At 65.9% G+C, this 21,790-nt stretch carries 15 protein-coding genes and 1 pseudogene; 8 read left to right on the plus strand and 8 right to left on the minus strand.

Annotated elements, in window-relative coordinates:
• Nucleotides 1-50 precede the first annotated feature (50 nt).
• Together ACFSCT_RS06210 and ACFSCT_RS06215 are read right to left on the minus strand one after the other, a co-directional pair.
• Nucleotides 51-2,372, minus strand: coding sequence for a heavy metal translocating P-type ATPase (locus tag ACFSCT_RS06210; RefSeq protein ID WP_379141052.1), 2,322 nt, complete (start codon nucleotides 2,370-2,372; stop codon nucleotides 51-53).
• Nucleotides 2,373-2,821: 449 nt separating this feature from the next.
• Nucleotides 2,822-3,694, minus strand: coding sequence for a LysR family transcriptional regulator (locus ACFSCT_RS06215; protein ID WP_379141054.1), 873 nt, complete (start codon nucleotides 3,692-3,694; stop codon nucleotides 2,822-2,824).
• A 96-nt stretch (nucleotides 3,695-3,790) separates the two neighbouring features.
• On the opposite strand from ACFSCT_RS06215, the gene metE reads away from it, so the two are divergent.
• Together metE and pdxR are read left to right on the plus strand one after the other, a co-directional pair.
• A complete protein-coding gene (gene metE, locus ACFSCT_RS06220) occupies nucleotides 3,791-6,085 on the plus strand; it encodes a 5-methyltetrahydropteroyltriglutamate--homocysteine S-methyltransferase (RefSeq protein ID WP_379141056.1) in 2,295 nt (764 codons plus the stop codon).
• A gap of 569 nt (nucleotides 6,086-6,654) precedes the next feature.
• Entirely contained in the window at nucleotides 6,655-8,142 is a 1,488-nt protein-coding gene (pdxR, locus tag ACFSCT_RS06225; protein WP_379141058.1) for a MocR-like pyridoxine biosynthesis transcription factor PdxR, read from the plus strand.
• 53 nt (nucleotides 8,143-8,195) lie between these two features.
• Here the strand turns inward: pdxR and ACFSCT_RS06230 are convergent, their stop codons facing one another.
• The 5 genes from ACFSCT_RS06230 to ACFSCT_RS06250 all read right to left on the minus strand — a co-directional run bounded on the left by ACFSCT_RS06230 (nucleotide 8,196) and on the right by ACFSCT_RS06250 (nucleotide 14,400).
• Nucleotides 8,196-9,464 carry an MFS transporter gene (locus tag ACFSCT_RS06230; RefSeq protein ID WP_379141060.1) on the minus strand — a complete coding sequence of 423 codons (1,269 nt, stop codon included), beginning with the start codon at nucleotides 9,462-9,464 and terminating at the stop codon, nucleotides 8,196-8,198.
• A complete protein-coding gene (locus ACFSCT_RS06235; RefSeq protein WP_379141061.1) occupies nucleotides 9,461-10,561 on the minus strand; it encodes a sugar phosphate isomerase/epimerase family protein in 1,101 nt (366 codons plus the stop codon). The genes ACFSCT_RS06230 and ACFSCT_RS06235 overlap by 4 nt, the downstream gene beginning before the upstream one ends.
• A 195-nt stretch (nucleotides 10,562-10,756) precedes the next feature.
• The gene (locus ACFSCT_RS06240) at nucleotides 10,757-11,383 is read right to left on the minus strand and encodes a WYL domain-containing protein (RefSeq protein WP_379141063.1); all 627 of its coding nucleotides are present in this window, start codon (nucleotides 11,381-11,383) and stop codon (nucleotides 10,757-10,759) included.
• Between the two features lie 452 nt (nucleotides 11,384-11,835).
• Nucleotides 11,836-12,765, minus strand: coding sequence for a CobW family GTP-binding protein (locus ACFSCT_RS06245; protein ID WP_379141065.1), 930 nt, complete (start codon nucleotides 12,763-12,765; stop codon nucleotides 11,836-11,838).
• A complete protein-coding gene (locus ACFSCT_RS06250) occupies nucleotides 12,766-14,400 on the minus strand; it encodes an amidohydrolase (protein WP_379141067.1) in 1,635 nt (544 codons plus the stop codon).
• 103 nt (nucleotides 14,401-14,503) lie between these two features.
• Between ACFSCT_RS06250 and ACFSCT_RS06255 the strand changes: the two genes are divergently transcribed.
• The 6 genes and pseudogenes from ACFSCT_RS06255 to ACFSCT_RS06280 all read left to right on the plus strand — a co-directional run bounded on the left by ACFSCT_RS06255 (nucleotide 14,504) and on the right by ACFSCT_RS06280 (nucleotide 20,960).
• Complete coding sequence (locus ACFSCT_RS06255; RefSeq protein ID WP_379141068.1) at nucleotides 14,504-15,448, plus strand: LysR family transcriptional regulator; 945 nt, start codon at nucleotides 14,504-14,506, stop codon at nucleotides 15,446-15,448.
• Nucleotides 15,449-15,556: 108 nt separating this feature from the next.
• Nucleotides 15,557-17,152 (plus strand): annotated as a pseudogene (locus tag ACFSCT_RS06260) (ABC transporter substrate-binding protein).
• A 13-nt stretch (nucleotides 17,153-17,165) separates the two neighbouring features.
• Complete coding sequence (locus ACFSCT_RS06265) at nucleotides 17,166-18,137, plus strand: ABC transporter permease (RefSeq protein ID WP_181745975.1); 972 nt, start codon at nucleotides 17,166-17,168, stop codon at nucleotides 18,135-18,137.
• Between the two features lie 49 nt (nucleotides 18,138-18,186).
• A complete protein-coding gene (locus tag ACFSCT_RS06270) occupies nucleotides 18,187-19,020 on the plus strand; it encodes an ABC transporter permease (RefSeq protein ID WP_379141107.1) in 834 nt (277 codons plus the stop codon).
• 3 nt (nucleotides 19,021-19,023) lie between these two features.
• Nucleotides 19,024-20,013 carry an ABC transporter ATP-binding protein gene (locus ACFSCT_RS06275; RefSeq protein WP_379141070.1) on the plus strand — a complete coding sequence of 330 codons (990 nt, stop codon included), beginning with the start codon at nucleotides 19,024-19,026 and terminating at the stop codon, nucleotides 20,011-20,013.
• Nucleotides 20,010-20,960: an ABC transporter ATP-binding protein gene (locus tag ACFSCT_RS06280; RefSeq protein ID WP_379141072.1), complete on the plus strand. Its 951-nt coding sequence runs from the start codon at nucleotides 20,010-20,012 to the stop codon at nucleotides 20,958-20,960. Before ACFSCT_RS06275 ends, ACFSCT_RS06280 begins: the two co-directional genes overlap by 4 nt.
• A 17-nt stretch (nucleotides 20,961-20,977) precedes the next feature.
• On the opposite strand, the gene ACFSCT_RS06285 is transcribed toward ACFSCT_RS06280, so the two are convergent.
• Nucleotides 20,978-21,742, minus strand: a complete 765-nt coding sequence (locus ACFSCT_RS06285) for an IclR family transcriptional regulator (protein WP_379141074.1) — start codon at nucleotides 21,740-21,742, stop codon at nucleotides 20,978-20,980.
• Nucleotides 21,743-21,790 lie beyond the last annotated feature (48 nt).

Raw genomic sequence — 21,790 nt, forward strand, 5'->3', positions numbered from 1 at the left:
GGGGCGGCGCGGATGGTGCCGCGCCGACCCAAGCCGGAAGATCGGCTTACCTAAACCCGCTCGGGGTTGAACCGCAGCAGGCGAAGCGCGTTCAGCGTCACCAGAACCGTGGCGCCGGTATCGGCAAGGATAGCGATCCACAGACCGGTAAGGCCGATGACCGAGGTGACAAGGAACACCGCCTTCAGGCCAAGCGCGATTGTCACGTTCTGCCGGATATTGCCCATCGTCGCGCGCGCCAGCCGGACCGTCGCCGGAATATCGGTCACCCGGTCGCGCAGGATCGCCGCGTCGGCGGTTTCCAGCGCCACGTCGGTCCCCGACCCCATGGCGACCCCGACGCTCGCCTGTTTCAGCGCCGGCGCATCGTTGATGCCGTCGCCGATCATCATCACCCCGCCCCGCGCGTTCATGTCGCGGATGACGCGCAGCTTGTCCTCGGGCATCATGTCGGCCTGAAACTCCATCCCCAGACCGCCGGCGATGGCCGCCGCCGTTCGCGGGTTGTCGCCGGTCAGGATGACCGAGCCGATGCCGAGTTCCTTCAACTGCGCCACCGCGTCGCGCGCATCGGCGCGGGGCTCGTCGCGCATCGCGATCAGGCCAAGGGGGGCGCCTTCGCGGAACACCGCGACCGCGGTCTTGCCCTCATCCTCGAATGCCGTCGCGCGGGGAAGATCGGCGTTATCGAGCCCGCCGTTCTCCAGCGCGTGGCGGGGCGAGGTGACCCATGCCGGCGCGTCGCCGACCATCGCGGTCGCGCCCTTGCCCATCAGGGCCTTGGCGTCCTTCGAGGGCAGGACCGCGACGCCCGCTTCCGACGCCTTGTTCAGGATCGCCACGGCGAGCGGATGGCTCGACCCGGTTTCCACCCCGGCCGCGACGGCCAGAAGCTCGGCCTCGGTCGTGTCGCCGAAGGTCACCAGATCCGTGACCACCGGCCGGCCATGGGTCAGAGTCCCGGTCTTGTCAAAGGCGATCCGGTCGGTCTTGGCGGCAGCCTCGATCACCGCGCCGCCCTTCATCAGCAGCCCGCGACGCGCCCCGGTCGAAAGCGACGAGGCGATGGATGCGGGGACCGAGATGACCAGCGCGCAGGGGCAGCCGATCAGCAGCAGCGCCAGTCCGCGATAGATCCACGTATCCCAGGGCTGCCCGAAGGCCAGCGGCGGAACCACCACCACCAGCGCCGCGATCAGCACGATCGCCGGCATGTACCAGCGGCTGAAGCGGTCGATGAAACGCTCGGTCGGGGCGCGCGCCTCTTCGGCTTCCTCGACAAGGCGGATGATGCGGGCGATCGTGTTATCCTCGGGCGCCTTCGTCACCTTCACGCGCAAGGCGGCCTCGGTGTTGATCGACCCGGCATAGACGGCATCGCCCGGTCCCTTGGTGACGGGCACGCTTTCGCCGGTGACGGGGCTGTCATCGACGCCCGAGGTTCCTTCGGCGATCTCGCCATCCGCAGGGACGCGATCCCCGGGGCGGACAAGCACGGTCTGGCCGATGCTCAGGCTGGATGCGGGAACCTCGCGGGTGCTGCCGCCCTCTTCCAGAAGCGCGGTCTTGGGCACCAGATTGGCAAGCGCGCGGATGCCGTCGCGCGCCTTGCCGGCCGCCACGCCCTCAAGCACCTCGCCCACGGCGAACAGAAAGACGACCAGCGCCGCCTCTTCGGCCGCGCCGATGAACAGCGCGCCGATTGCGGCGACGGTCATCAGGCTTTCGATGGTGAACGGCTGGCCAAGGCGCAGCGCCGCAAATGCCCGTTTCGCGACCGGCGCCACGCCGATCACACAGGCGGCGACAAAGGCCCATTTGCCGATCTGCGGCGCGACAAGCTCGACCAGCCAGGCCGCGCCAAGCAGCAGCGCGGTAAAGATGACCAGCTTGCCCTTGCCGGTCTGGAACCAGCGTTTGCCGCGGTCGGCCGGATCATCATGGACATGGCCGGGACTGCCATGACCGGAATCGTCACGCTTGGCGGCGGTTTTGGCTTCGCCGGTTTTGGCATGGGAATGACCGGCGTGATCATGATCATGGTCGTGGTCGTGGTCGTGATCATGGTCATGGTCGTGATCGTGGTCATGGTCATGCGCGGTTTTATTCGCGGCGCGGTTTGCGGCCCCGGCAGCATCGCCTGTGCGGGGCACAATGCCATAACCAAGCGAGATCACCATCTTTTCGACCTTTTCGCGACCGGTCTTGGTCTCATCCAGCGTCAGGCGCAGGCGCTCGGACATAAGGCCAAGCTCGACTTCGCTGACCCCCGGCAGACGCCCGACCGCATCCTTGATCTTCCTTGCGCAAGACCCGCAATCCATACCCGAGACGGTCCAGTCATAGGTGGTTTCTTTCTTTGCATTCGTCATCGCGGGCCTCTTTACGCAGGAAGGTGCTTTTATCGAATCGTATATCTAGGGTCTCTAGTGGCTATAGGTTCAAGGGGGAATCTGACCCGGATCGCCGGAAAACCGCAGCCATCCCCGGGCGAGGCGTCCGGAGCGTCCGCTATCACCGGAAAAGGGGCGATGCGGCCGCGGCTATTCTACCCTATTGCCACCGACATCGCCGTCAAAATCCGAATTTTACCCTGTTCCGACCAGCCGCACCGCGATGCGCAAGCCGGGGCCTTCAGCGCGTTTCTGTCCATTACCCATACGCGCACAGCGGCGGTCGACCACCGTTGATCGCGTTCGGGACCTGATCGCGCGAAAAACCATCGCTGGCTTGGATGCCGTCTTTCTCAGCCATGCCCGCCGGCCCGAGGCGCTTTGCAAACGACGCCCGGACGGGACGCAGGGTCCTGCGTGGAGCCTGCCTAAACCCGGGTCTCGCGCGCCAGATCCAGAAGCCCGGTCAGGTAGTCGGGCCGCTGTCCCTTGCGCAGACCCAGATGGATGGATTTGGCGATTCCGTCGCCCAGCCTTACCCCGCGCACGCCTTTGGTGCCGCGCACCAGCCAATCCGGAGTGGCGCTGACCGCCCGGCCCGAGGCCACCAGCCGCAGCATCAGATCGGTGGTCTCGACCGTCCGGTGCCGCCGCGGCAAAGCGCCCGCTGGCACCAGAAACTGCGTGAAAATATCCAGCCGCTCACGCGCGACCGGATAGGTGACCAGCGTCTCTGCCGCAAGATCCTCGGGCGCCACGCTGTCGGCCCGCGCCAAAGCGTGCTGTTCCGCCACCGCCAGCACCAGTTCGTAATCGAACACCGCGATATATTCGAGCCCCGGACGCGCGATCGGATCGGGGGTCACCAGCACGTCGATTTCATGCCCGATCAGCGCCGCCAACCCGCCGAACTGAAAGGCCGAGGTCACGTCCAGCTCTACATCCGGCCATTGCGCCAGAAACGGGTCGACGATGCGCATCAGCCAGTCCTGACAGGGATGACATTCCATGCCGACCCGGATCGCGCCGCGCCTGCCCCGGGCGTAATCGTCAAGAACGGCCGCGCCATGTTCAAGCTGCGGCAGCACGCGGTTCGCCAGCCCCAAGAGATAATCCCCCGCCGGGGTCAGCCGCAGACGACGCCCTTCGCGCTGCCACAGGCTGACGCCGTGGCGATCCTCGAAGCGGCGAATGGCGTGGCTAAGCGCCGATTGCGTCAGGCACAGCTTGTCGGCGGCCAGTGTCAGGCTGCCGGTGCGGTCGATCTCGCGCAGGATCGCGAGCGGTTGGGTGTCGATCATTCAACATGACTCCGTGTCATCAACACCTGAAATATTCCCATTTTCAGTCATGATCAATTCCGGGCTATCCCCGCCGAAACATTGCAGGAGAAGAACATGGTCACGTCAGCAAACCTCGGCTATCCCCGCATCGGGGCCAAACGGGAACTCAAGAAGGCCGTGGAAGCCTATTGGAAGGGCGAGATCGGTGCGGCGGCGCTTGAAAGCGTCGGCGCCGATCTGCGCGCGGCGAACTGGGCGGCGCAGGTCGATGCCGGAATTCAGCGCATCCCGTCGAACGATTTTTCGTTCTATGACCAGATCCTTGATACCACGGCGATGCTTGGTGCGGTTCCCGAACGGTTCAGCGGGTTGCAGGGGCTCGACGCCTATTTCGCCATGGCGCGCGGCACCGATGCCGCCCCGGCGATGGAGATGACCAAGTGGTTTGATACGAATTACCACTATATCGTGCCGGAACTGACCGATCGGACGCGCCTGCGTCTTGCCAGTGATATCCCCGTGCGGCGGTTCACCGAAGCCCGCGCGCAAGGCATCCAGACCCGCCCCGTTCTGGTCGGGCCGGTGACGTGGCTGGCGCTTGCCAAGGCCAAGACCGAAGGCGTCACCCCCCTGTCGCTGCTGGATCAGGCGATTGCGGCTTATGCCGAACTGCTGGCGAGCCTTGCAGCCGCCGGCGCCGATTGGGTGCAGATCGACGAACCGATCCTTGTGCGCGACCTGAGCGGGGATGAGGCCGAAGCCCTGCGCCGCACCTATGCCGCCCTCAGCGGCAAGGGCCCGAAAATCCTGCTTGCGACCTATTTCGGGGCGCTTGGGGATAATCTGGAGCTTGCCTGCCAATTGCCGGTGGACGGTCTGCATGTCGATCTGGTCCGCGCGCCGGGTCAGCTTGGCGGCGTGCTGGCGGCCATCGGCGACAAGACCCTGTCGCTTGGCCTGATCGACGGCCGCAACATCTGGCGCGGCGATCTGACACCGGCGCTTGCGCTGGCCGATCAGGCGGTGCGGGCGCTTGGCGCTGACCGGGTCGAGATCGCGCCGTCCTGTTCGCTTCTGCATGTGCCGGTGGACCTGGCGCATGAAACGGAGCTTGACGCCGAACAGCGCGGCTGGCTGGCCTTCGCGCGGCAAAAGCTGGACGAGGTGACGGCCTTGGCCCGCGCAGCCGGCGATGGCCGGGCAAGCGCCGCCGCTGCCTTCGACGCGGCCGATGCCGCCATCGCGCGGCGCGGGGCCTCGGCCCGTATCCATGACCCCGCCGTCAAGGCCCGCCTCGCCGCGGTGACCCCGGCCGACCTGCGCCGCCAAAGCCCGTTTGCGACCCGCATCAAGGCTCAGAAAGCCCGGCTTGGCCTGCCCGCCTATCCGACGACCACCATCGGATCCTTCCCGCAGACCGCCGAGATCCGAAAAGCCCGCGCCGCCCATCGCAAGGGCGATCTGAACGATGCCGGCTATCGGGCCTTTCTTGAGGACAAGACCCGCGACTGCATCCGCCGGCAAGAGAAAGCCGGGCTCGACGTGCTGGTCCACGGCGAGTTCGAGCGCAACGACATGGTGGAATATTTCGGCGAGCGGCTTGCCGGCTTTTTCTTCACCAGAAACGGTTGGGTGCAGTCCTATGGCTCGCGCTGCGTGAAACCGCCGGTGATCTTCGGCGATGTCTCGCGCCCGGCGCCGATGACGGTGGACTGGGCGCGGTTCGCAGCGGCGCAGACCGACCGGCCGATGAAGGGGATGCTGACCGGGCCGGTGACGATCCTGCAATGGTCATTCGTGCGCAACGACCAGCCCCGCGCCCAGACCTGCCGCCAGATCGCGCTGGCGATCCGGGACGAGGTGGCCGATCTGGAAGCCGCCGGGCTGCCGGTCATCCAGATCGACGAGGCCGCATTCCGCGAGGGGCTGCCGATCCGCAAGGCCGAATGGCCGGAATATCTGGACTGGGCGGTCGACTGCTTCCGCCTTGCCTCGACCCCGGTCGCGGACGGGACGCAGATCCACACCCATATGTGCTATTCCGAATTCAACGACATCATGCCGGCCATCGCGGCGATGGACGCCGATGTGATCTCGATCGAGACCTCGCGGTCGGACATGGAGCTTCTGGAGGTGTTCCGCGATCTTGCCTATCCGAACGAGATCGGGCCGGGCGTCTGGGATATCCACAGCCCGCGCGTGCCGGATGATGCCTCGATGGTCGCGCTGCTGAAGGCGGCGGCCGAGTTGATCCCCGCCGAACGGCTTTGGGTGAACCCCGATTGCGGTCTCAAGACCCGCGGATGGCCCGAGGTCGAGCGTGCCATCGCCCATCTTGTCGCCGCGGCAAAGCAGATGCGCAGCGCGGTCCGGGACGCCGCAGCGGAGGATTGCTGGATCGCCGGCTGAGCAATGAGGCTTGGGAACGACGCTGGCGGGGGTGATTTTTGCCCCCGCCTGAACGCCGTCTTTGCGCCGACGAAGGCGCTTTTGCATCATACGAGCGCGCCTTCCCGGAAGATTGGGTCCATGTGGCGGAAAAGGGAATTTAGACAGGCAATCGAAGCCGTTGCGCCCGGTATCGGCTGGCTGCATATGACGATGCCTTTTGCGGACATGCCGATGCGGTCATGCGGGTTCGGGCGTGGCGCGACAACAGCCGACCCAAGCTTGACCCGCCGATGAAGGGCCGCGCGTGCGCGACGTTCAGCCCAAGCCCGACAGGCCGATACCGCGATCGCCGCACGAAACCCGACCACCGGCGCCGGACCCTGCGCAACCGCGTCCGCGCGATGCGTGTGCTGTCGGGCCGACCTTACACCTTCGCCAGCACGGTACGGATCAGCCGGCATGACGGAGGGTGCCGCCGGAAACGGATGGCGGATCCCGGCCAACGTCGTTCTCGATTTGACTTCGCGCCGATTTCGCCAATGCTGGATCAGGGAATCGGACGATCCTGCGGGGCAAGGTTCCAGGCCATGGCGCGACGACAATCCGGTGCAATCCTGTCGGGGATCAGTCTGGACCGACAAAGCGCGTCCACCTTGGCGCGCCAGTTGGAGGATCAGTTGCGGGCCGTCATCCTGTCGGGCGCGCTGCCCGAAGGCAGCAAACTGCCCTCCAGCCGGACGCTGGCCGCTGAACTGGGGGTGTCGCGCCCCACGGTCACCGAGGCGCTGGACCGGCTTGCGGCCGAAGGGTTTCTCGAGACGCGCGCCGGTGCCGGCACCTTCGTGACCAGCGCCCTGCCCCGGCATCTGCCGCAAGGCGCGCCGCGTCAGGCGGCATCCACGCCGGTCGGCGCGGCGGCGAATGTGTCGGGATTCGGCGGCCGGCTGGGGACGCTGGACGCGGATATCGACGTCCACGACTCGCGCCCTTTCCTGCCGAACAGCCCCGCCTATGATCACTTTCCCTTTGCCGTCTGGCAGCAATGCGTGAACCGCCAGACCCAGATGAGCTATCGCGGTCAGATGGGCTATTCCGAACCGCAGGGGCATCTGCCGCTGCGCCAGTCGATCGCGGATTATCTGGCGCTGCATCGCGGTGATGTCTGCACGCCCGAACAGATCGTTATCACGCCGGGCGCCCATGCCGCCTTCATGCTGGCCGCGCAGGTTCTGACCGAGCCCGAGGATGCGATCCTGTTCGAGGACCCGGGTCCCTTCATCGCCCGCAACCTGTTCCGCTCGCTCGGCCGGCGGCTGCTGGATGTGCCGGTCGACGCCGAGGGCATGGATTTCGATGCAGCGCTCCTTGCCCATCCCGATCCGCGCATGGCCTTCGTGATGCCCTCGCGCAACCATCCGCTGGGCCGGACCCTGTCGCCGGCGCGGCGGCAGAAGCTGCTCGACTGGGCCGAGGCCACGGGCGGCTGGATCATCGAGGACGATTATGACAGCGAGTTCCGCTATCAGGGCCGCCCCCTGCCCTCGATGCACAGTATCGACCGGGCCGGGCGGGTGATCTATGTCGGCACCTTCAGCAAGGCGCTGTTTCCGGCCCTGCGCATCGGCTATCTGGTATTGCCGCCGGATCTAGTCGGGCTGTTCCGCAACGCCGTGGCGCTGATGTTCCGCTGCGCGCCGCTGCCCGCGCAGATGGCGCTGGCCGAGTTCATCGCCGAGGGGCATTTCGCCACCCATCTGCGCCACATGCGCCAGCTTTATGCGGAGCGTCGCGATCAGTTCATGGCGGCGGCGGAACAGGCCGGTGCCGGGCTGTTTCAGGCCGACCGCCCCGACAGCGGCATGAATGCGGTGGTCTGGTTGCCGCAGGGGCTGGGCGACCGGGTGATAGCGGAACGCGCAGCCGCCGCCGGGGTGCATGGCTATGCGCTCAGCGATTATTGCGTGGCGCGGCCCGAACGGCCCGGGCTGTTGCTGGGTTTCGCCGGGGTCGCAGAGCGTCAGTTCGCCCCCGGCATGGCGGCGCTGGCCCGGGTAGTGGCCGAAGCGGCGCGATAGAAAAGGGGCCACCCCATGGGGCGGCCCCTTTCTTAAGGCATGGCAAGGCGCGGTCAGGCCGCCACGGCGTCGGGGGGAACCGCGGTTTTGCGGATCATCTGCGTCAGCACGCTGGCCACGATGAAACCGATCACGGCAAGGACGCTCATCAGGGCAAAGACATAGGTATAGCCCTGCTGCCCGGGGAAACGGTCAAGGATCGCGCCATAGACCGTGTAGGCGAACATGCCCGGCGCATAGCCCATCAGGCAGCCAAGGCCAAAGGCCGAGCCGGTGATGTTCGAGGGGATGCCGATCTCGCTCATCGGGGCCCAGAACACGCCGCGCATGGTGAACACGATGAAGGCAAAGGACAGCGTCGCCGCCATCGCCGGGAAGATATAGCCCGGCCCGGTCGGCAGCATCACGATCAGCCCCATCACCGGCAGCAGCGCCAGAAAGGCCCAGCGGATATAGCGGCTGGCGCTGTGGAACTTCTTGTCGGCCAGAAATCCACCCGTCGGGCCGCCGAGCACTTTCAGGAAATACTGATTGATGATGCCGTAAGCGCCGACCAGCGCGACCGGCAGGCTGTACATCTCTTTCAGGTAGGGGATGAAATAGGTCAGGCCGCAATAGACGATATAGACCATGAACACGTTCAGGCTGACCAGCCAGATCGCCGGGACGCGGATCGCCGCAAGGATGCCCGCGGATGCGCCAGAGGACGGGGCAGCCGTGGTGTCGGCGGTCTTGGCCGCGGCGCCCTGCAGCAGGAACCAGGTCACGATGCCCGCGGCGATGTCGATCAACGCATAGAAGATGATCGCCGATTTCAGACCCGCGGCGCCCGACCCCATGGCGACGAACACCCCAAGCGCCGAGAAGGCGACGATGGTATCGACGACCCCGCGCCCGCCTTCCAGAAAGCCGAACATCCGGCCCTGTTCGTCGTCATCGCCCAGATTGCGGATCGCCTTCAAAAGCGCCGGCCAATAGATGCAGTCGGCGCAGACCGCGAGCAGCGCGAAGATGACCAGCATCCCGCTATAGCCCGGAAACGTCGCCATATAGAGACCCAGCAGCCCGGCCCCGATCAATCCGACCGGGATCAGCTTGCGGGTGTCGAAACGGTCGGCCAGCATGCCGCCGACCACGAACAGCACCGTGGCGACGATGGCGTTGATGCTGAGCAGCGTGCCGATCTGGGTATGGCTCAGCCCCATGATTTCCTGCATGGGCACATAGAAGGCGTCCTTGATATTGGCCAGCTTGTAAATCGTGCCGCCACCAAGGATCAGCACGATAAAACGCAGCCATTTGGCCCGGCTTGCAGCGGTCATTGCGGTTCTCCCATAAGTTCGGTGGATCGGGTGACGGGCTGGGCGGCCTCGGCCAGCACCAGTTCCGCCAAAAGGCGCAGCTCGCGGATCAGGCCGCGCATATAGGCAAGCTGATTTTCCAGCCAGCGGTGTTCGCCCGCCATCATGCTGTCCAGCGTCAGGCCGGGCGGCAGGCCGGTGTCGCTCATCTCGCGGTAGGGAATGAACGGATCCGCGCCCTCGTCGGACTGGCGGAACGCCGGCGCGACATAGTGGTTTTCCTGCTCCAGCGCGAAGGCCACGACCTGCGCCGTCTGCTCGCCCAGCATCAGCAGTTCATAGAACATGCGGGGGCCGGGCATGTCGTCCTCGGGGCTGCCCTGCAACACGCCGTAATGGCCGGTGCCGTTGCCCTGCGGGACGATACGGATGCCCTTCAGGTGGACCTGCCGGATGAACGGCGCCAGCGCCCGCAGCGCCGGCAAGGGCCGCTCGTTGGCGTTGATCATGTTGCCAAAGTCGAACAGCGCGTTCAGGCGCGGATGATCCACCTTGCGCAGCAGCGCCGCGATCTCGTGGCTTTTCAGTTCCTCATGCTGTTCAAAGTCGAAATTCAGATCGTAGCGGTCGGCGAGAAGCGCCAGATAGCGCAGATCCGCCTCGATCCGGTCCATGACCTCGGACAGACGGCCCTCATACCGCGAATAGACCCGGATATTGCGCGAACCGATGCTGCGCGCGATGTGGACGGCGCGGTCGACGCTGTCGTGCTGGGTGGTGCTGATCTCGACATGCAGATCCAGCCCCAGATCGCGGGCCCGCGCGCCAAAGGCCCGCAACTGGGCGTTGTTCATTTGCGACAGGCTGTTTTCCTCGCCGTCGAGAACATGCAGGCAAAGCCCCTGCAACTCGTGATGCCAGGCGAATTCCAGCAGATCCGCCGGCCGGATCTGGCCTTGCGTCAGATTGGTCAGCAACGCATAGCCATGCGCGAACAGCCGAACGCCGTCCAGACGCGCGATCAGCTTGCGCGCCAGCGCCGGCGTCAGCACGGGCGGCGGCTCGGTGCCGGCCTTGTGGCGCATCAGCGCCGCGAACTGGTCCTGAATGGCAGACATCTTCCCCCCTTCATCCTCGACCCGCCGTCGGTCTAGCAGCTGAGGCCTTGGGCCGAACTGGCCAGAATCGGGGTTTGCGACTGACCACTCGGCGCTGGCGCATGCGGGAGGGCAAAATTGGGAGGGGGCAAAATTGGGGAGGGGCGGCGACCGGACGTGACCGGCGCCGCGTGAACCGGGCATGGCCGGGCGGGATCAGACCCGCCCGGTCTCCTTGTCCAGAAGCCCCTGCAACAGCGCCATGCGATCGGCGCCGAAATCACCGGGTTGCGGGGTCAGCGCGGTCATGGCGCGCACGAAGAACTGGCGAAAGCCCGCGCGTTCCTCGCACCAGGCCAGCAGCTTGACGCCCTGAGGCGGGTGGACCAGCACCAGCGGCAGGACCCTGCGCGTGGTCTCGTTCCCCGACAGGTCGGTATAGCCGAAGGCCACCGGCTGGCAGGCACGGATGGCCGCGTGCAATACCGCCAGATCGGCCGCCGCCGCCTCGGGCACATCCTCGGGCCAATACCGCGCCGGGCGCACGTCGAGGATCTGATAGATGCGGCCCAGCAGGGCGGCCTCGGGGTCGGTTGCCGCCAGCCGGTCCAGCGCGGCATTCGCCGCCGCCGCCGTCACCGGGTCGCCGCGATAGCCGGCCAGAGCCAGACCGCGCAGCGCCGCATCGCGCAACTCGGGGTCCAGGACCGGCGCCGGGTTCACCGCCTGCCGCGCCACCGCGCTATCCCCGATGCCGATCACGGCGGCAGCGCCGGCCAGCCGGTGCGCGAGCGCGCGGCGGGTCAGGTTCAGGGTCACGGGCGGGGTGCGACCGGGTCGCATGGCGATTCCTCCTTGGGATTGAAAAAGGCGCCCTTGATGACATGATCGGGGCGTTCGGGTCCAGAATTTTCGGGGTTTCCACTGACCCGCGCAGCCGACTGTGCCGCCGCCGCCACGGTTCAGGCATGGGTTCACATCAGAATGTGTCCAACGAATTGCAGTCAACACATTGAATAATAATATTTTTATTGGCTAACCGCAACCCAGGCGACCCTCGGCCGGGTCATCGACGCATCAGTCCCGAAAGCGGACAGACGCGCGGTGGCCTGCGTTTTCAACGGCAGGTTCCGCCCTGCCCCGTCAAGCTGGCCTTGGCGGCACGCCGGCGTTGCCGCCTGCGACCGGCATCGTCGCCGTTACGCGGAACCATGCCCCTGCATAGCCGCCGTTTCACAACGAGCGGCACATCCCGCGCCGAAACATCCGTAAGGCTCGGTGCGGATACATCCGCGTCATTCCGGAACCGCGCTGATGATCCCGATATTCTCGACCTCCGCCGCCAGCTTCGCCAGCGCGCCCGCATCGGGCGAGATCGCCACCAGTCGGTTGACCGCGACGCCCTCGGGCGCGTCGACGGGTTCCAGTGAAAGAACGCCACCCGCCAGTTGCAGCAGGTGGATCTGCGCCATATCCGGCAACTGAACATACCCCTTCAGCCGGTGGATCGCGCCGGCATGGCGGGTCAGGATCGCGGTCAGGTCTTGCGAATCCGGGATCGCGCCGACCGCGATGGTGCGGCTGGCAAACAGGTTCTTGTGATTTTCGCCCACGGTCACGGCCGCAAGGCTTTTCGCGTCATGCGAGGCGGCCAGAGTGGTCATGAATCCGCCATCCAGCCGCTGGTGCTGGCTGGCCAGCGGGTTGATGCCGCCAACAAGCCGGGCGGCGTGGCGCATCGCGGCGGGCTCGGCGACATCGGCGCGGGACAGGAATACCGCGTCGGCGCCGGCGATCTGGCGCTTTACCACCTTGCCGATCCGCGGGTCCGCCAGCCGCTCCGCAAGGCTTTGTGGATCGACAACAGCGATGACGGCGCGGCAATCCAGATCACGCTCGGCGCGGGCGAAATTCGCCAGTCGGTCGGGTTCGGCGACACCGCTTGCCTCGATCACCAGCCGGTCGACGCGGTCGCGCAGCGCCAGCGCGCGTTCGAACGCCTCGAACAGGCCCCCCCCCATCGAACAGCAGATGCAGCCATTGCTGAGCTGGATGGTTTCGGCCGAACGGCCCGCGATCATCGCGGCGTCGACAGCGATGTCGCCGAAATCATTGACCATGACCAGAATGCGCTGATCACCCTGTTCCAGCAGCCGGTTCAGTAGCGTGGTCTTGCCCGCGCCCAGATAGCCGCAGAGCAGATTGACCGGCAGGGCCGCGTCCATTCAGAACGATCCCGTCTGGACCGGCTGGCCGCCGAACACCGTCCCCCAGACCCGCACCTCGCGCAGCCGCTCGGGGCCGAGGGCATGGGGATCGTCCTCCAGCACGACGAAATCGGCGCGCTTGCCGACCTCGACCGAGCCGATTTCGGCATCGAGCTTCAGCGTATGGGCGGCGCCGAGCGTGATGGTATAGAGCGCCTGATCCAGCGAGATGCGTTCGGAGGTGCCAAGCTGCCGTCCGCCGTCGGTCTGGCGGTTGACCGCGCACCATGCGGTGACCAGCGGCGCCAGCGGGGTGATCGGGGCATCAGAATGGATTGCCAGCGGTATGCCCAGTTCCAGCGCGCTGGCGCAGGGGTTCATCCGGCAGGCGCGTTCCGGGCCGATGGTGATCTCATAATGCTTGTCGCCGAAATAATAGAGGTGGTTCGCGAACAGGTTCACGCAGCATTGCAGCGCGGCGATGCGGCGCAATTGCGCCCGGTCGGCCATCTGGCAATGTTGCAGCGTGTGGCGATGATCGGGGCGGAAATGGCCCGCCAGCGCGGCCTCCAGCGCCTCGATCGCGGCAAGGCTGGCGCCGTCACCGTTGACGTGAATATGCATCTGGATGCCCTGCCGGTTCAGGTCGTCGACCATGGCGTTCAAGGCCTCGGGGGCGATGTTCCAGATGCCGTTATCGGTGCCGCGATAATAGCCCGGCGCCAGCAATTGCGCGGTAAAGCCCTGAATCGAGCCATCGGTGATGATCTTGACGCCGCCCATCCGCAGCCGGTCGGTCGAGCGCGCGCGCAGTTCCAGCGCCCGCGGACCGACCTCGGCCGGGGGCAGCGCCAGTGCCGACAGCATCGGCACCACGCGCAGCGGATAGCCGTCCTCGGCGGTCGTGGCCAACAGATCGGCCAGCGTTTCCTCGGCCAGATCGCTTAGCAGATCGGTCGAGGTCGTCACCCCGGCCCGGCAGGCCGAGCGGGCGAAATTCCAGATCGATTCGGGGTCGCCGCCCAGATTGCGGAAACTGGCACCGACGCGGCGCATGACCGGGAACATCGCGGCCATTTCGTGCAATTCGCCATGCAACTGGCCGTCGGCGCTGTGCAAAACACCCGGCACGTCGGTGGTTTCGTCATAGCCCGCCAGTGCCAGTGCTGCGCTGTTGGCGGTCAGCAGGTGCATGTTGGAATGCAGCACCACCACCGGCTGCGTGGTCGAAACCCGGTCGAGATCCAGCCGCGACAGCCGCTCGCCGGGGACGAACAGCGGATCGAAACCCCAGCCGACCACCGGCCCGTCGCCCAGTTCCGCCGCCCGTTCGCGCAGCCGCGCGATCAGCGCATCGGTGCTGGTGATGCCGTCCCAGTGGCGGCCATCGGGGGCGATGCGACCGTAATGACCCAGATAGGTAAAGCGCCAGACCGAGCCTTCCATCATATGCGCGTGCCCCTCGACAAAGCCCGGCATCAGGATCTTGTCGGCGAATCGGTCGTCACGGGTCGCCTCGCCCCAATCCCCCATCTCATCCGGGGTGCCCACGGCGAGGATCCGGCCGTCGCCGGATACAAGGACATGCGTGGCCTCGGGGCGGGACGGGTCCATGGTGATGATGCGGCGGGCGGAAAAAAGGGTCGGGGTCATGCAACTCTCCGTCGGATGGGGCTGAGATGCAGAATAATCGTGACAAATATCCTGCGTGAAATGCATAATTACGGGGTAATTCCTCTATTTCGCTGAGGATGAGATGCATTACACGCTGAAGCACCTGCGCTATCTGGAAGCGGCCGAGCGGCATCAGTCGATCACCGCGGCGGCCGAGGCGCTGGCGGTCTCGCCATCCTCGATCGCCGCCGCCATCGACCATATCGAGGCGCAGGCCGGGCAGCCGATCTTTGCCCGCGTGCCGTCGCGCGGGATCGCGGTCACGCCGTTCGGCCGCAAGTTTCTGGACGAAATCAGGCTGTTGCTGGCGGCGCAGGCGCGGTTCAACAGCAAGATCACCGATCTGGAACAGATCGTCGACGGCACCGCCCGGATCGCCTGTTTCACGCCGCTGGCGCCGATCCTTTTGCCGACGATCCTGTCCGAGGTCCGCCAGCGTTACCCCGATCTGAAGATCGACGTGATCGAGGGAAACTCCGAGGAAATCGGGCGGATTCTGGATAGCGGCGACGCCGATTTCGCGCTGTGCTACGGCCCGGTGCATGAACTGGCCTATCGCTTCCTGTCGCTGTTCGTGGGCTATCCGCACGCGGCGCTGCCGGTGTCGCATCCGCTGGCCAGCGGCCGTTTCGTGACGCTTGAACAGCTCGCGCCCGAGCCGCTGGTGGTGCTGGATCTGGAACTGTCGCGGCGCTATCTGATGGACCTGTTCGCGGCGCGCGGGCTAAAGCCGAACGTGGTCTATTCGGCGCGCTCGACCGACATGATGCGGGCGCTGATCGCGGCCGGAATGTGCTATGGCGTGTTCAACATCCGCCCGATGAGCAAGCAGACCTATGCCAGCGGCGATCTGGTCCGGCTGCCGCTGGCGGGGGATCACGTCGCACCCCGGGCCGGTTTTCTGACCCGACGCGACGTCAAGCTTGCACCGGTTTCCGAAGCGATTATTGCCACTTGCGAGATGCAGGCGGTGCGCGGCGAATTCGACCGCGCCTTTGTCCGCCCCTACATTCCACAGGATTTCTGAGGAATTCGGCTGCAAAAATGCATTTGCCGCATGGCACCCTTGTGGCGGATTCATGACCTGTCCGCGACCGGCACAAAGATCCGGCGCATGTCCCGACAGGAGAGACCGATGAAACTCACCCCCAACTTCAGCCGTCGCACCCTGCTTGGCGGCGCCGCCGCCCTGACCGTTCTGGCGTGCTCGTCGCCGCTTTTCGCCCAGGACCAGCCGCAGCGCGGCGGCACGCTGGTCGTGGCCTCGATCCAGAAGCCCCGGCACCTGAACGCCGCGGTGCAATCCGGCATCGCCACCGCCGTGCCGGCCGCGCAGATATTCGCCACGCTGCTGCGCTATGGCGAGGATTTCACCCCGCAGCCCTATCTGGCCGAAAGCTGGGAGTTCAGCCCCGACAACAAGGTGCTGACGCTGAAGCTGCGGCAGGGCGCGACCTTCCATGACGGCAAGCCGATCACGTCCGAGGATGTGATCTGGTCGCTGGGCGTGGTCAAGGACAATCACCCCTTCTCATCCATGCTGGCGCCGGTCGAGGCGTTCGAGGCGCCCGATCCGCAGACCGTGGTCATCCGCATGAAAACGCCGCATCCGGCGATCCTGCTGGCGCTGTCCTCGGCGCTGACGCCGATCCTGCCGAAGCATGTCTTTGACGATGGTCAGGACATCAAGTCGAACCCCAAGAACAACCTGCCGGTCGGCTCGGGCCCGTTCAAGGTCACCCAGTTCGAGCCGGGCCAGTATATCGTTCTGGAACGCTATGACGGCTTCTTTCTGGAAGGAAAACCCTATCTCGACAGCATCGTGATCAAGCAATATCAGGACGCGAACTCGGCCGTTCTGGCAATGGAATCGGGCGAGGCGCAGCTTTATCCGCTGCTCGATTCAACCCGGCTGATCCGGCGTCTGGAGAAGGCTCAGGGCATGGGTCTGACCGACAAGGGTTAAGCCGGTATCGGCCCGATCAACTGGCTGGCCTTCAACACCAAGCACCCGGCGCTGTCGGATGTGCGCGTGCGTCAGGCGATCGGCTATGCCATCGACCGCAATTTCGTGACCAAGGCGCTGCATGCCGGGCTGTCGAAGCCGGCGATCGAGCCGGTGGTCTCAAGCAGCCCCTTCTTCACCGAGGATGTGGCCCGCTATGATTTTGATCTGGACAAGGCCAAGGCGCTGTTGACCGAGGCGGGATATGGCGAGGGCGGCAAGAAGCTGGAGCTTCAGATCGACTATATCCCCGATAACGAGGAACAGCAGCGCGCCGTCGCGGAATATGTCAAGGCGGCGCTGGCCAAGGTCGGGGTCACGGTCAGCGTCCGCGCCTCGCCGGATTTTCCGACCTGGGCGCAGCGCATCTCGAGCTATGATTTCGACATGACCATGGATCAGGTGTTCAACTGGGGCGACCCGGTGATCGGGGTGAACCGGACCTATCTGTGCTCGAACATCCGCGAGGGCATCATCTGGTCGAACACCCAGCAATATTGCAACGAGAACGTCGACAAGCTGCTGAACGAGGCCGGGGTCGAGGCGGATCAGGCCCGTCGCAAGGACCTTTACGCGCAGGCCTTCAAGCAGATCACCGACGACATCCCGATCCACTATATCAACGAAGTGCCCTATCACACGGTCTACAATCAGGCGGTGCAGAACCCGCCGATCTCGATCTGGGGTCCGATGGGCCCGATGGACGAGGTCTGGCTGAAGCAATAGGCGGAGATTTCCGATGGCTTATCGTATCCTGCGGCAGCTGCTTTACGCAGCCGCCCTGATCCTTGCCGTGCTGGTGCTGAACTTCCTGCTGATCCAGCTTGCCCCCGGCGACCCGGCCGAGGTGATCGCGGGCGAGATGGGCGGCGCCAATGCCGAGGTCATGGCCGCCATCCGCCAGCAATACGGGCTGGACAAGCCCATCCTGACGCAGTTGGGGCTGTATCTGGGCCGGGCGCTGCAGGGCGATCTGGGCACCTCGTATTTCTATAACCGCCCGGTGGTGGAACTGATCCTGTCGCGGCTGGGGCCGACGCTGCTGCTGGTCACCGCCGCGCTGGCCTTCGCGCTGATCGTCGGCACCCGGCTGGGCGTCATGGCGGCGCGGAAGCCGCGCGGCATCGCCTCGACGCTGGTCACGGTCCTGTCGCTGGTCGGCTATTCGGCGCCTGTCTTCTGGACCGGGCTGATGCTGGTGATCCTGTTCGCGGCCAAGATACCGCTGTTCCCGGTCGCCGGTATGATCAATATCGTGAAACAGGGCGGCCCGCTGGTCCGGGCGCTGGACATCGCCCACCATCTGGTGCTGCCCGCGCTGACGCTGGGGCTGGTCTATCTGGCGCAATACAGCCGGTTGACCCGCGCCTCGATGCTGGAGGTGCTGGGCGCCGACTATATCCGCACCGCCCGCGCCAAGGGCGTCAGCGAAAGGCGGGTGCTGAACCATCACGCCTTCCGCAACGCGCTTCTGCCGGTCGTCACCGTGGCCGGGATGCAGTTCGGCGCCATCATTTCCGGCGCGGTTCTGGTCGAGACGGTGTTCAGCTGGCCCGGTCTTGGCACGCTGGCCTTTCAGTCGATCCTCGCCCGCGACTATCCGACCGTGCTGGGCATCCTGTTCTTTTCCACCCTGCTTGTCATCATCGCGAACCTGCTGACCGATTTCGTCTCGCGTCTGCTGGATCCGCGCCTTGCCAAAGGACATTGAGCCCATGATCGCGCAAGCCAGAACCTCGGTTCCAGCCGCCCGTGGCCCGATGGCCGAAGCCTGGGACATCTTTCGCCGCAGCCCTTCGGCCATGCTGGGGCTGCTGCTGCTGACGCTGGTCGTGCTGATGACCTTTGCCGGGCCGTTCCTGTATCACGTCGATCCGTTCGAGATCGTCTGGGCGCCGCTGTCGCCGCCGGGCGAGGATCCGACGATCCCGCTGGGCACCGACAACCTTGGCCGCGACATCCTTGCGGGGCTGATCGCGGGCGGCCGCGCCACGCTGGCGGTGGGCTTTGCCGCCGCGCTGATCACCATGGTGATCGGGGTGGTGATCGGCGCCTATGCCGGGTTCTATGGCGGCTGGGTCGACGATCTGCTGATGCGCGTGACCGAGTTCTTTCAGGTGCTGCCGCCCTTGCTGTTCGCGATGGTGGTGGTGACGCTGTTTCAGCCGACGCTGATGAACGTGGCGCTGGCCATCGGCATCGTCAGCTGGCCGCAGACCGCGCGCCTGACCCGGGCCGAGTTCCGCCGCATCCGCACGCTGGAATATGTCAGCGCCATGCGCGCCATCGGCGCGGGCGACGGCAATATCATCTGGCGGGTGATCCTGCCCAATGCGCTGCCGCCGCTGATCGTCTCGGCCACGCTGACCATCGGCATGGCGATCCTGTTCGAGGCGGGCTTGAGCTTTCTGGGTCTGTCGGATCCGAACGTCATGTCCTGGGGGCTGATGATCGGCTCGGGCCGGGAATATCTGCTCGACGCGTGGTGGGTGGTGACGCTGCCCGGCGTGATGATCTTTCTGACCGTGCTGGGCGTCAGCCTTGTCGGCGACGGCCTGAACGATGCCTTCAACCCCCGTCTGAGAGAGCGCTGAGCCATGGCCGATCCCGTTCTGGACATCCGTAACGTCAAGGTCGATTTCGCCACCCGCCGGGGCGTGGCCCATGTGCTGGACGATGTGTCCTTCACCGTCGCACCGGGCGAGTTGCTGGCCATCGTCGGCGAATCCGGCTGCGGCAAAAGCATGACCGCGCTGTCGATCCTCGGGCTGATCCCGTCACCGCCCGGCCGGATCGTCGGCGGCAGCATCGGCTTTCAGGGCCGCGACCTGACCAAGCTGCCGCAGTCGGAGCTGCGCAGGATCCGTGGCGGTGACATCGCCATGATCTTTCAGGAGCCGATGACCTCGCTGAACCCGGTCTTTACCTGCGGCGAACAGATCGCCGAGGCGGTGCGCCTGCATCAGAAGGCCAGTCCCCGCGCCGCCCGGACCCGCGCGGTCGAGATGCTGCGCGCCGTCGGCATCCCGGAACCGGAACTGCGCGCGGACGCCTATCCGCACCAGTTGTCCGGCGGCATGCGGCAGCGGGTGATGATCGCGATGGCGCTGTCCTGCGAACCGAAGCTGCTGATCGCGGACGAACCCACGACCGCGCTGGACGTGACCGTGCAGGCGCAGATCTTCACGCTGCTCGACGATCTGCGCCAGCGCACCGGCACCGCGATCATTCTGATCACCCATGACATGGGCGCGGTGGCGGAAATGGCCGACAAGGTCGCGGTCATGTATGCCGGCCGGATCATCGAGCGTGGCCCGGCCGATGCGGTGCTGGACAATCCCGGCCATCCCTATACGCGCGGGCTGCTGGCCAGCATCCCCCGCATCGACGCCGATCCCGACGCCGATCTGCCGGAAATTCCCGGCATCGTGCCGGCGCTGACCGATCTGGGCCGGGGCTGCGCCTTTGCGCCGCGTTGCCCGCTGGCCATCGACGCCTGCCTTCTGGCCCAGCCGCGCCATGTCGCGATCTCGGCCAATCACTCGGCCGCCTGCATCCGGCTTGAACCCCAGGAGGTTCCGGCATGAACCAGCTTCTTTCCGTCCGCGACCTCAAGGTGCATTTCCCGGCGCCGAACGGGCGCACCGTCCACGCCGTCGATGGGGTCAGCTTCGACATCCTGCGCGGCCAGACGCTGGGGATTGTCGGCGAATCCGGTTCGGGCAAGACCACGACCGCGCTTGCCGTCATGCGGCTGGCCCCGATCACCGCCGGCGAGGTCGACCTTGACGGCACCCCGATCAGCCGCATCGAGGGCGAGGAGTTGCGCCGCGCCCGCCCGCGCTTTCAGATGGTGTTTCAGGATCCGTTCTCGTCGCTCAACCCGCGCGAAAGGGTCGGGCGCATCATCCGCCAGCCGATGGACCTGCTGGGGCTGGGCGAGGCCTCGGGCCGCGATGCGCGGGTCGAGGAGTTGCTGACGCAGGTGGGCCTTCGGGCCGAGCTGAAATCGCTTTATCCGCATCAGTTTTCCGGCGGCCAGCGGCAGCGGATCGGGCTGGCGCGGGCGCTGGCGACCCGGCCCGACCTGATCGTCTTCGACGAGCCGGTCTCGGCGCTGGATGTGGCGGTGCAGGCGCAGGTGCTGAACCTGATCCGGCGGCTGCAGCGCGAAACCGGGCTGACCTATCTGTTCATCAGCCACGATCTGGGCGTCGTGCGCCATATCTGCGACGAAATTGCGGTGATGTATCTGGGCCAGATCGTCGAAAAGGCCCCGGCGGCAGAGATCTTCGCGCGCCCGCTGCACCCCTATACGCAGGCGCTGATCGCCGCCGCGCCCTCACTTGCGCCGGAACATCGCCGGCGTGGCGGTGGGGCGCGATTGCAGGGCGATCCGCCCAGCCCGGTCAACCTGCCGAAAGGCTGCCGCTTCGCCTCGCGCTGCCCGATCGCCATCGACATCTGCCGGCAGGAGATGCCTCGCCTGCGCGAGCTTGGCCCCCGCCACGTCGTCGCCTGTCACCGGGCCTGAAGTTCCGGTCAGGCAGCTCAGGCCAGTTGCGACAGTTCCTCGGCCGCGGCACGCAGGTCGGGCAGGTATTTCATCGCACCCTCCAGCGTTAGCCGCTGGATCGGGGCATGGAACGAGACCGTCGCTATCAATTCGCCCACGCGGTCCAGAACCGGAACCGCCAGCGCGATCATGCCCGGCACCAGTTCCTGGGAATCGGTCGAATATCCCTGTTCGCGGATCTGGCGCAGCGCGTCGCGCAACCGCTGCGGGTCGGTGATCGTCTGCGGGGTATAGGCCTTCAGCTCGGCACGCTTCAGATAGCGTTGCAGCTTGCCGTCATTCATCTGCGACAGGCACATCTTGCCCGCCGACGTGGCATGCAGCGGCACGCGCGAGCCGACATGCAGCTGAATGCGCAGCGGCCATTGCGTTTCGACCCGGTCCACATACAGCATCGCGTCGCCATCCGGGATCGCCAGATTGCAGGTTTCGCCGACCCTCTGGTTCAGGCGAATCAGCACGTCGCGCTGTGGCAGGTCCTGATGCCAGAAGCGGATGACGCCCCGCATCATCTGGCGCAGTTTCGGCCCCGGTTGATAGCTGCGCCCGTCGATATGGCGGATCAGATAGCCCTCGGCCTCCAGATTGCCGACCAGACGGTGAATGGTCGGGACCGGCAGCTTCAGCTCGGCGTTGATCTCGGTCGCGGTCAGGGGCCGTCCAAGGGCGGCAACCACTTCAAGAATCTGCAGATTCCGGAAACTGGGGGGAAGGGTGTTTTCGTCCTGAATGGGCCGCATGGTCCTGGGTTCCGTCGCTGTAGGTTGCGATCTTACAACGTCGCCGTC

Source organism: Paracoccus pacificus (assembly GCF_042680785.1).
In the GTDB taxonomy this organism is placed as follows: domain Bacteria; phylum Pseudomonadota; class Alphaproteobacteria; order Rhodobacterales; family Rhodobacteraceae; genus Paracoccus; species Paracoccus pacificus.

Bases quoted from the DNA above. Each gene is read 5' to 3' on its own strand.
- ACFSCT_RS06210 (WP_379141052.1), bottom strand. From the start codon at position 2,372: ATGACGAATGCAAAGAAAGAAACCACCTATGACTGGACCGTCTCGGGT.
- ACFSCT_RS06215 (WP_379141054.1), bottom strand. From the start codon at position 3,694: ATGATCGACACCCAACCGCTCGCGATCCTGCGCGAGATCGACCGCACC.
- metE (WP_379141056.1), top strand. From the start codon at position 3,791: ATGGTCACGTCAGCAAACCTCGGCTATCCCCGCATCGGGGCCAAACGG.
- pdxR (WP_379141058.1), top strand. From the start codon at position 6,655: ATGGCGCGACGACAATCCGGTGCAATCCTGTCGGGGATCAGTCTGGAC.
- ACFSCT_RS06230 (WP_379141060.1), bottom strand. From the start codon at position 9,464: ATGACCGCTGCAAGCCGGGCCAAATGGCTGCGTTTTATCGTGCTGATC.
- ACFSCT_RS06235 (WP_379141061.1), bottom strand. From the start codon at position 10,561: ATGTCTGCCATTCAGGACCAGTTCGCGGCGCTGATGCGCCACAAGGCC.
- ACFSCT_RS06240 (WP_379141063.1), bottom strand. From the start codon at position 11,383: ATGCGACCCGGTCGCACCCCGCCCGTGACCCTGAACCTGACCCGCCGC.
- ACFSCT_RS06245 (WP_379141065.1), bottom strand. From the start codon at position 12,765: ATGGACGCGGCCCTGCCGGTCAATCTGCTCTGCGGCTATCTGGGCGCG.
- ACFSCT_RS06250 (WP_379141067.1), bottom strand. From the start codon at position 14,400: ATGACCCCGACCCTTTTTTCCGCCCGCCGCATCATCACCATGGACCCG.
- ACFSCT_RS06255 (WP_379141068.1), top strand. From the start codon at position 14,504: ATGCATTACACGCTGAAGCACCTGCGCTATCTGGAAGCGGCCGAGCGG.
- ACFSCT_RS06265 (WP_181745975.1), top strand. From the start codon at position 17,166: ATGGCTTATCGTATCCTGCGGCAGCTGCTTTACGCAGCCGCCCTGATC.
- ACFSCT_RS06270 (WP_379141107.1), top strand. From the start codon at position 18,187: ATGGCCGAAGCCTGGGACATCTTTCGCCGCAGCCCTTCGGCCATGCTG.
- ACFSCT_RS06275 (WP_379141070.1), top strand. From the start codon at position 19,024: ATGGCCGATCCCGTTCTGGACATCCGTAACGTCAAGGTCGATTTCGCC.
- ACFSCT_RS06280 (WP_379141072.1), top strand. From the start codon at position 20,010: ATGAACCAGCTTCTTTCCGTCCGCGACCTCAAGGTGCATTTCCCGGCG.
- ACFSCT_RS06285 (WP_379141074.1), bottom strand. From the start codon at position 21,742: ATGCGGCCCATTCAGGACGAAAACACCCTTCCCCCCAGTTTCCGGAAT.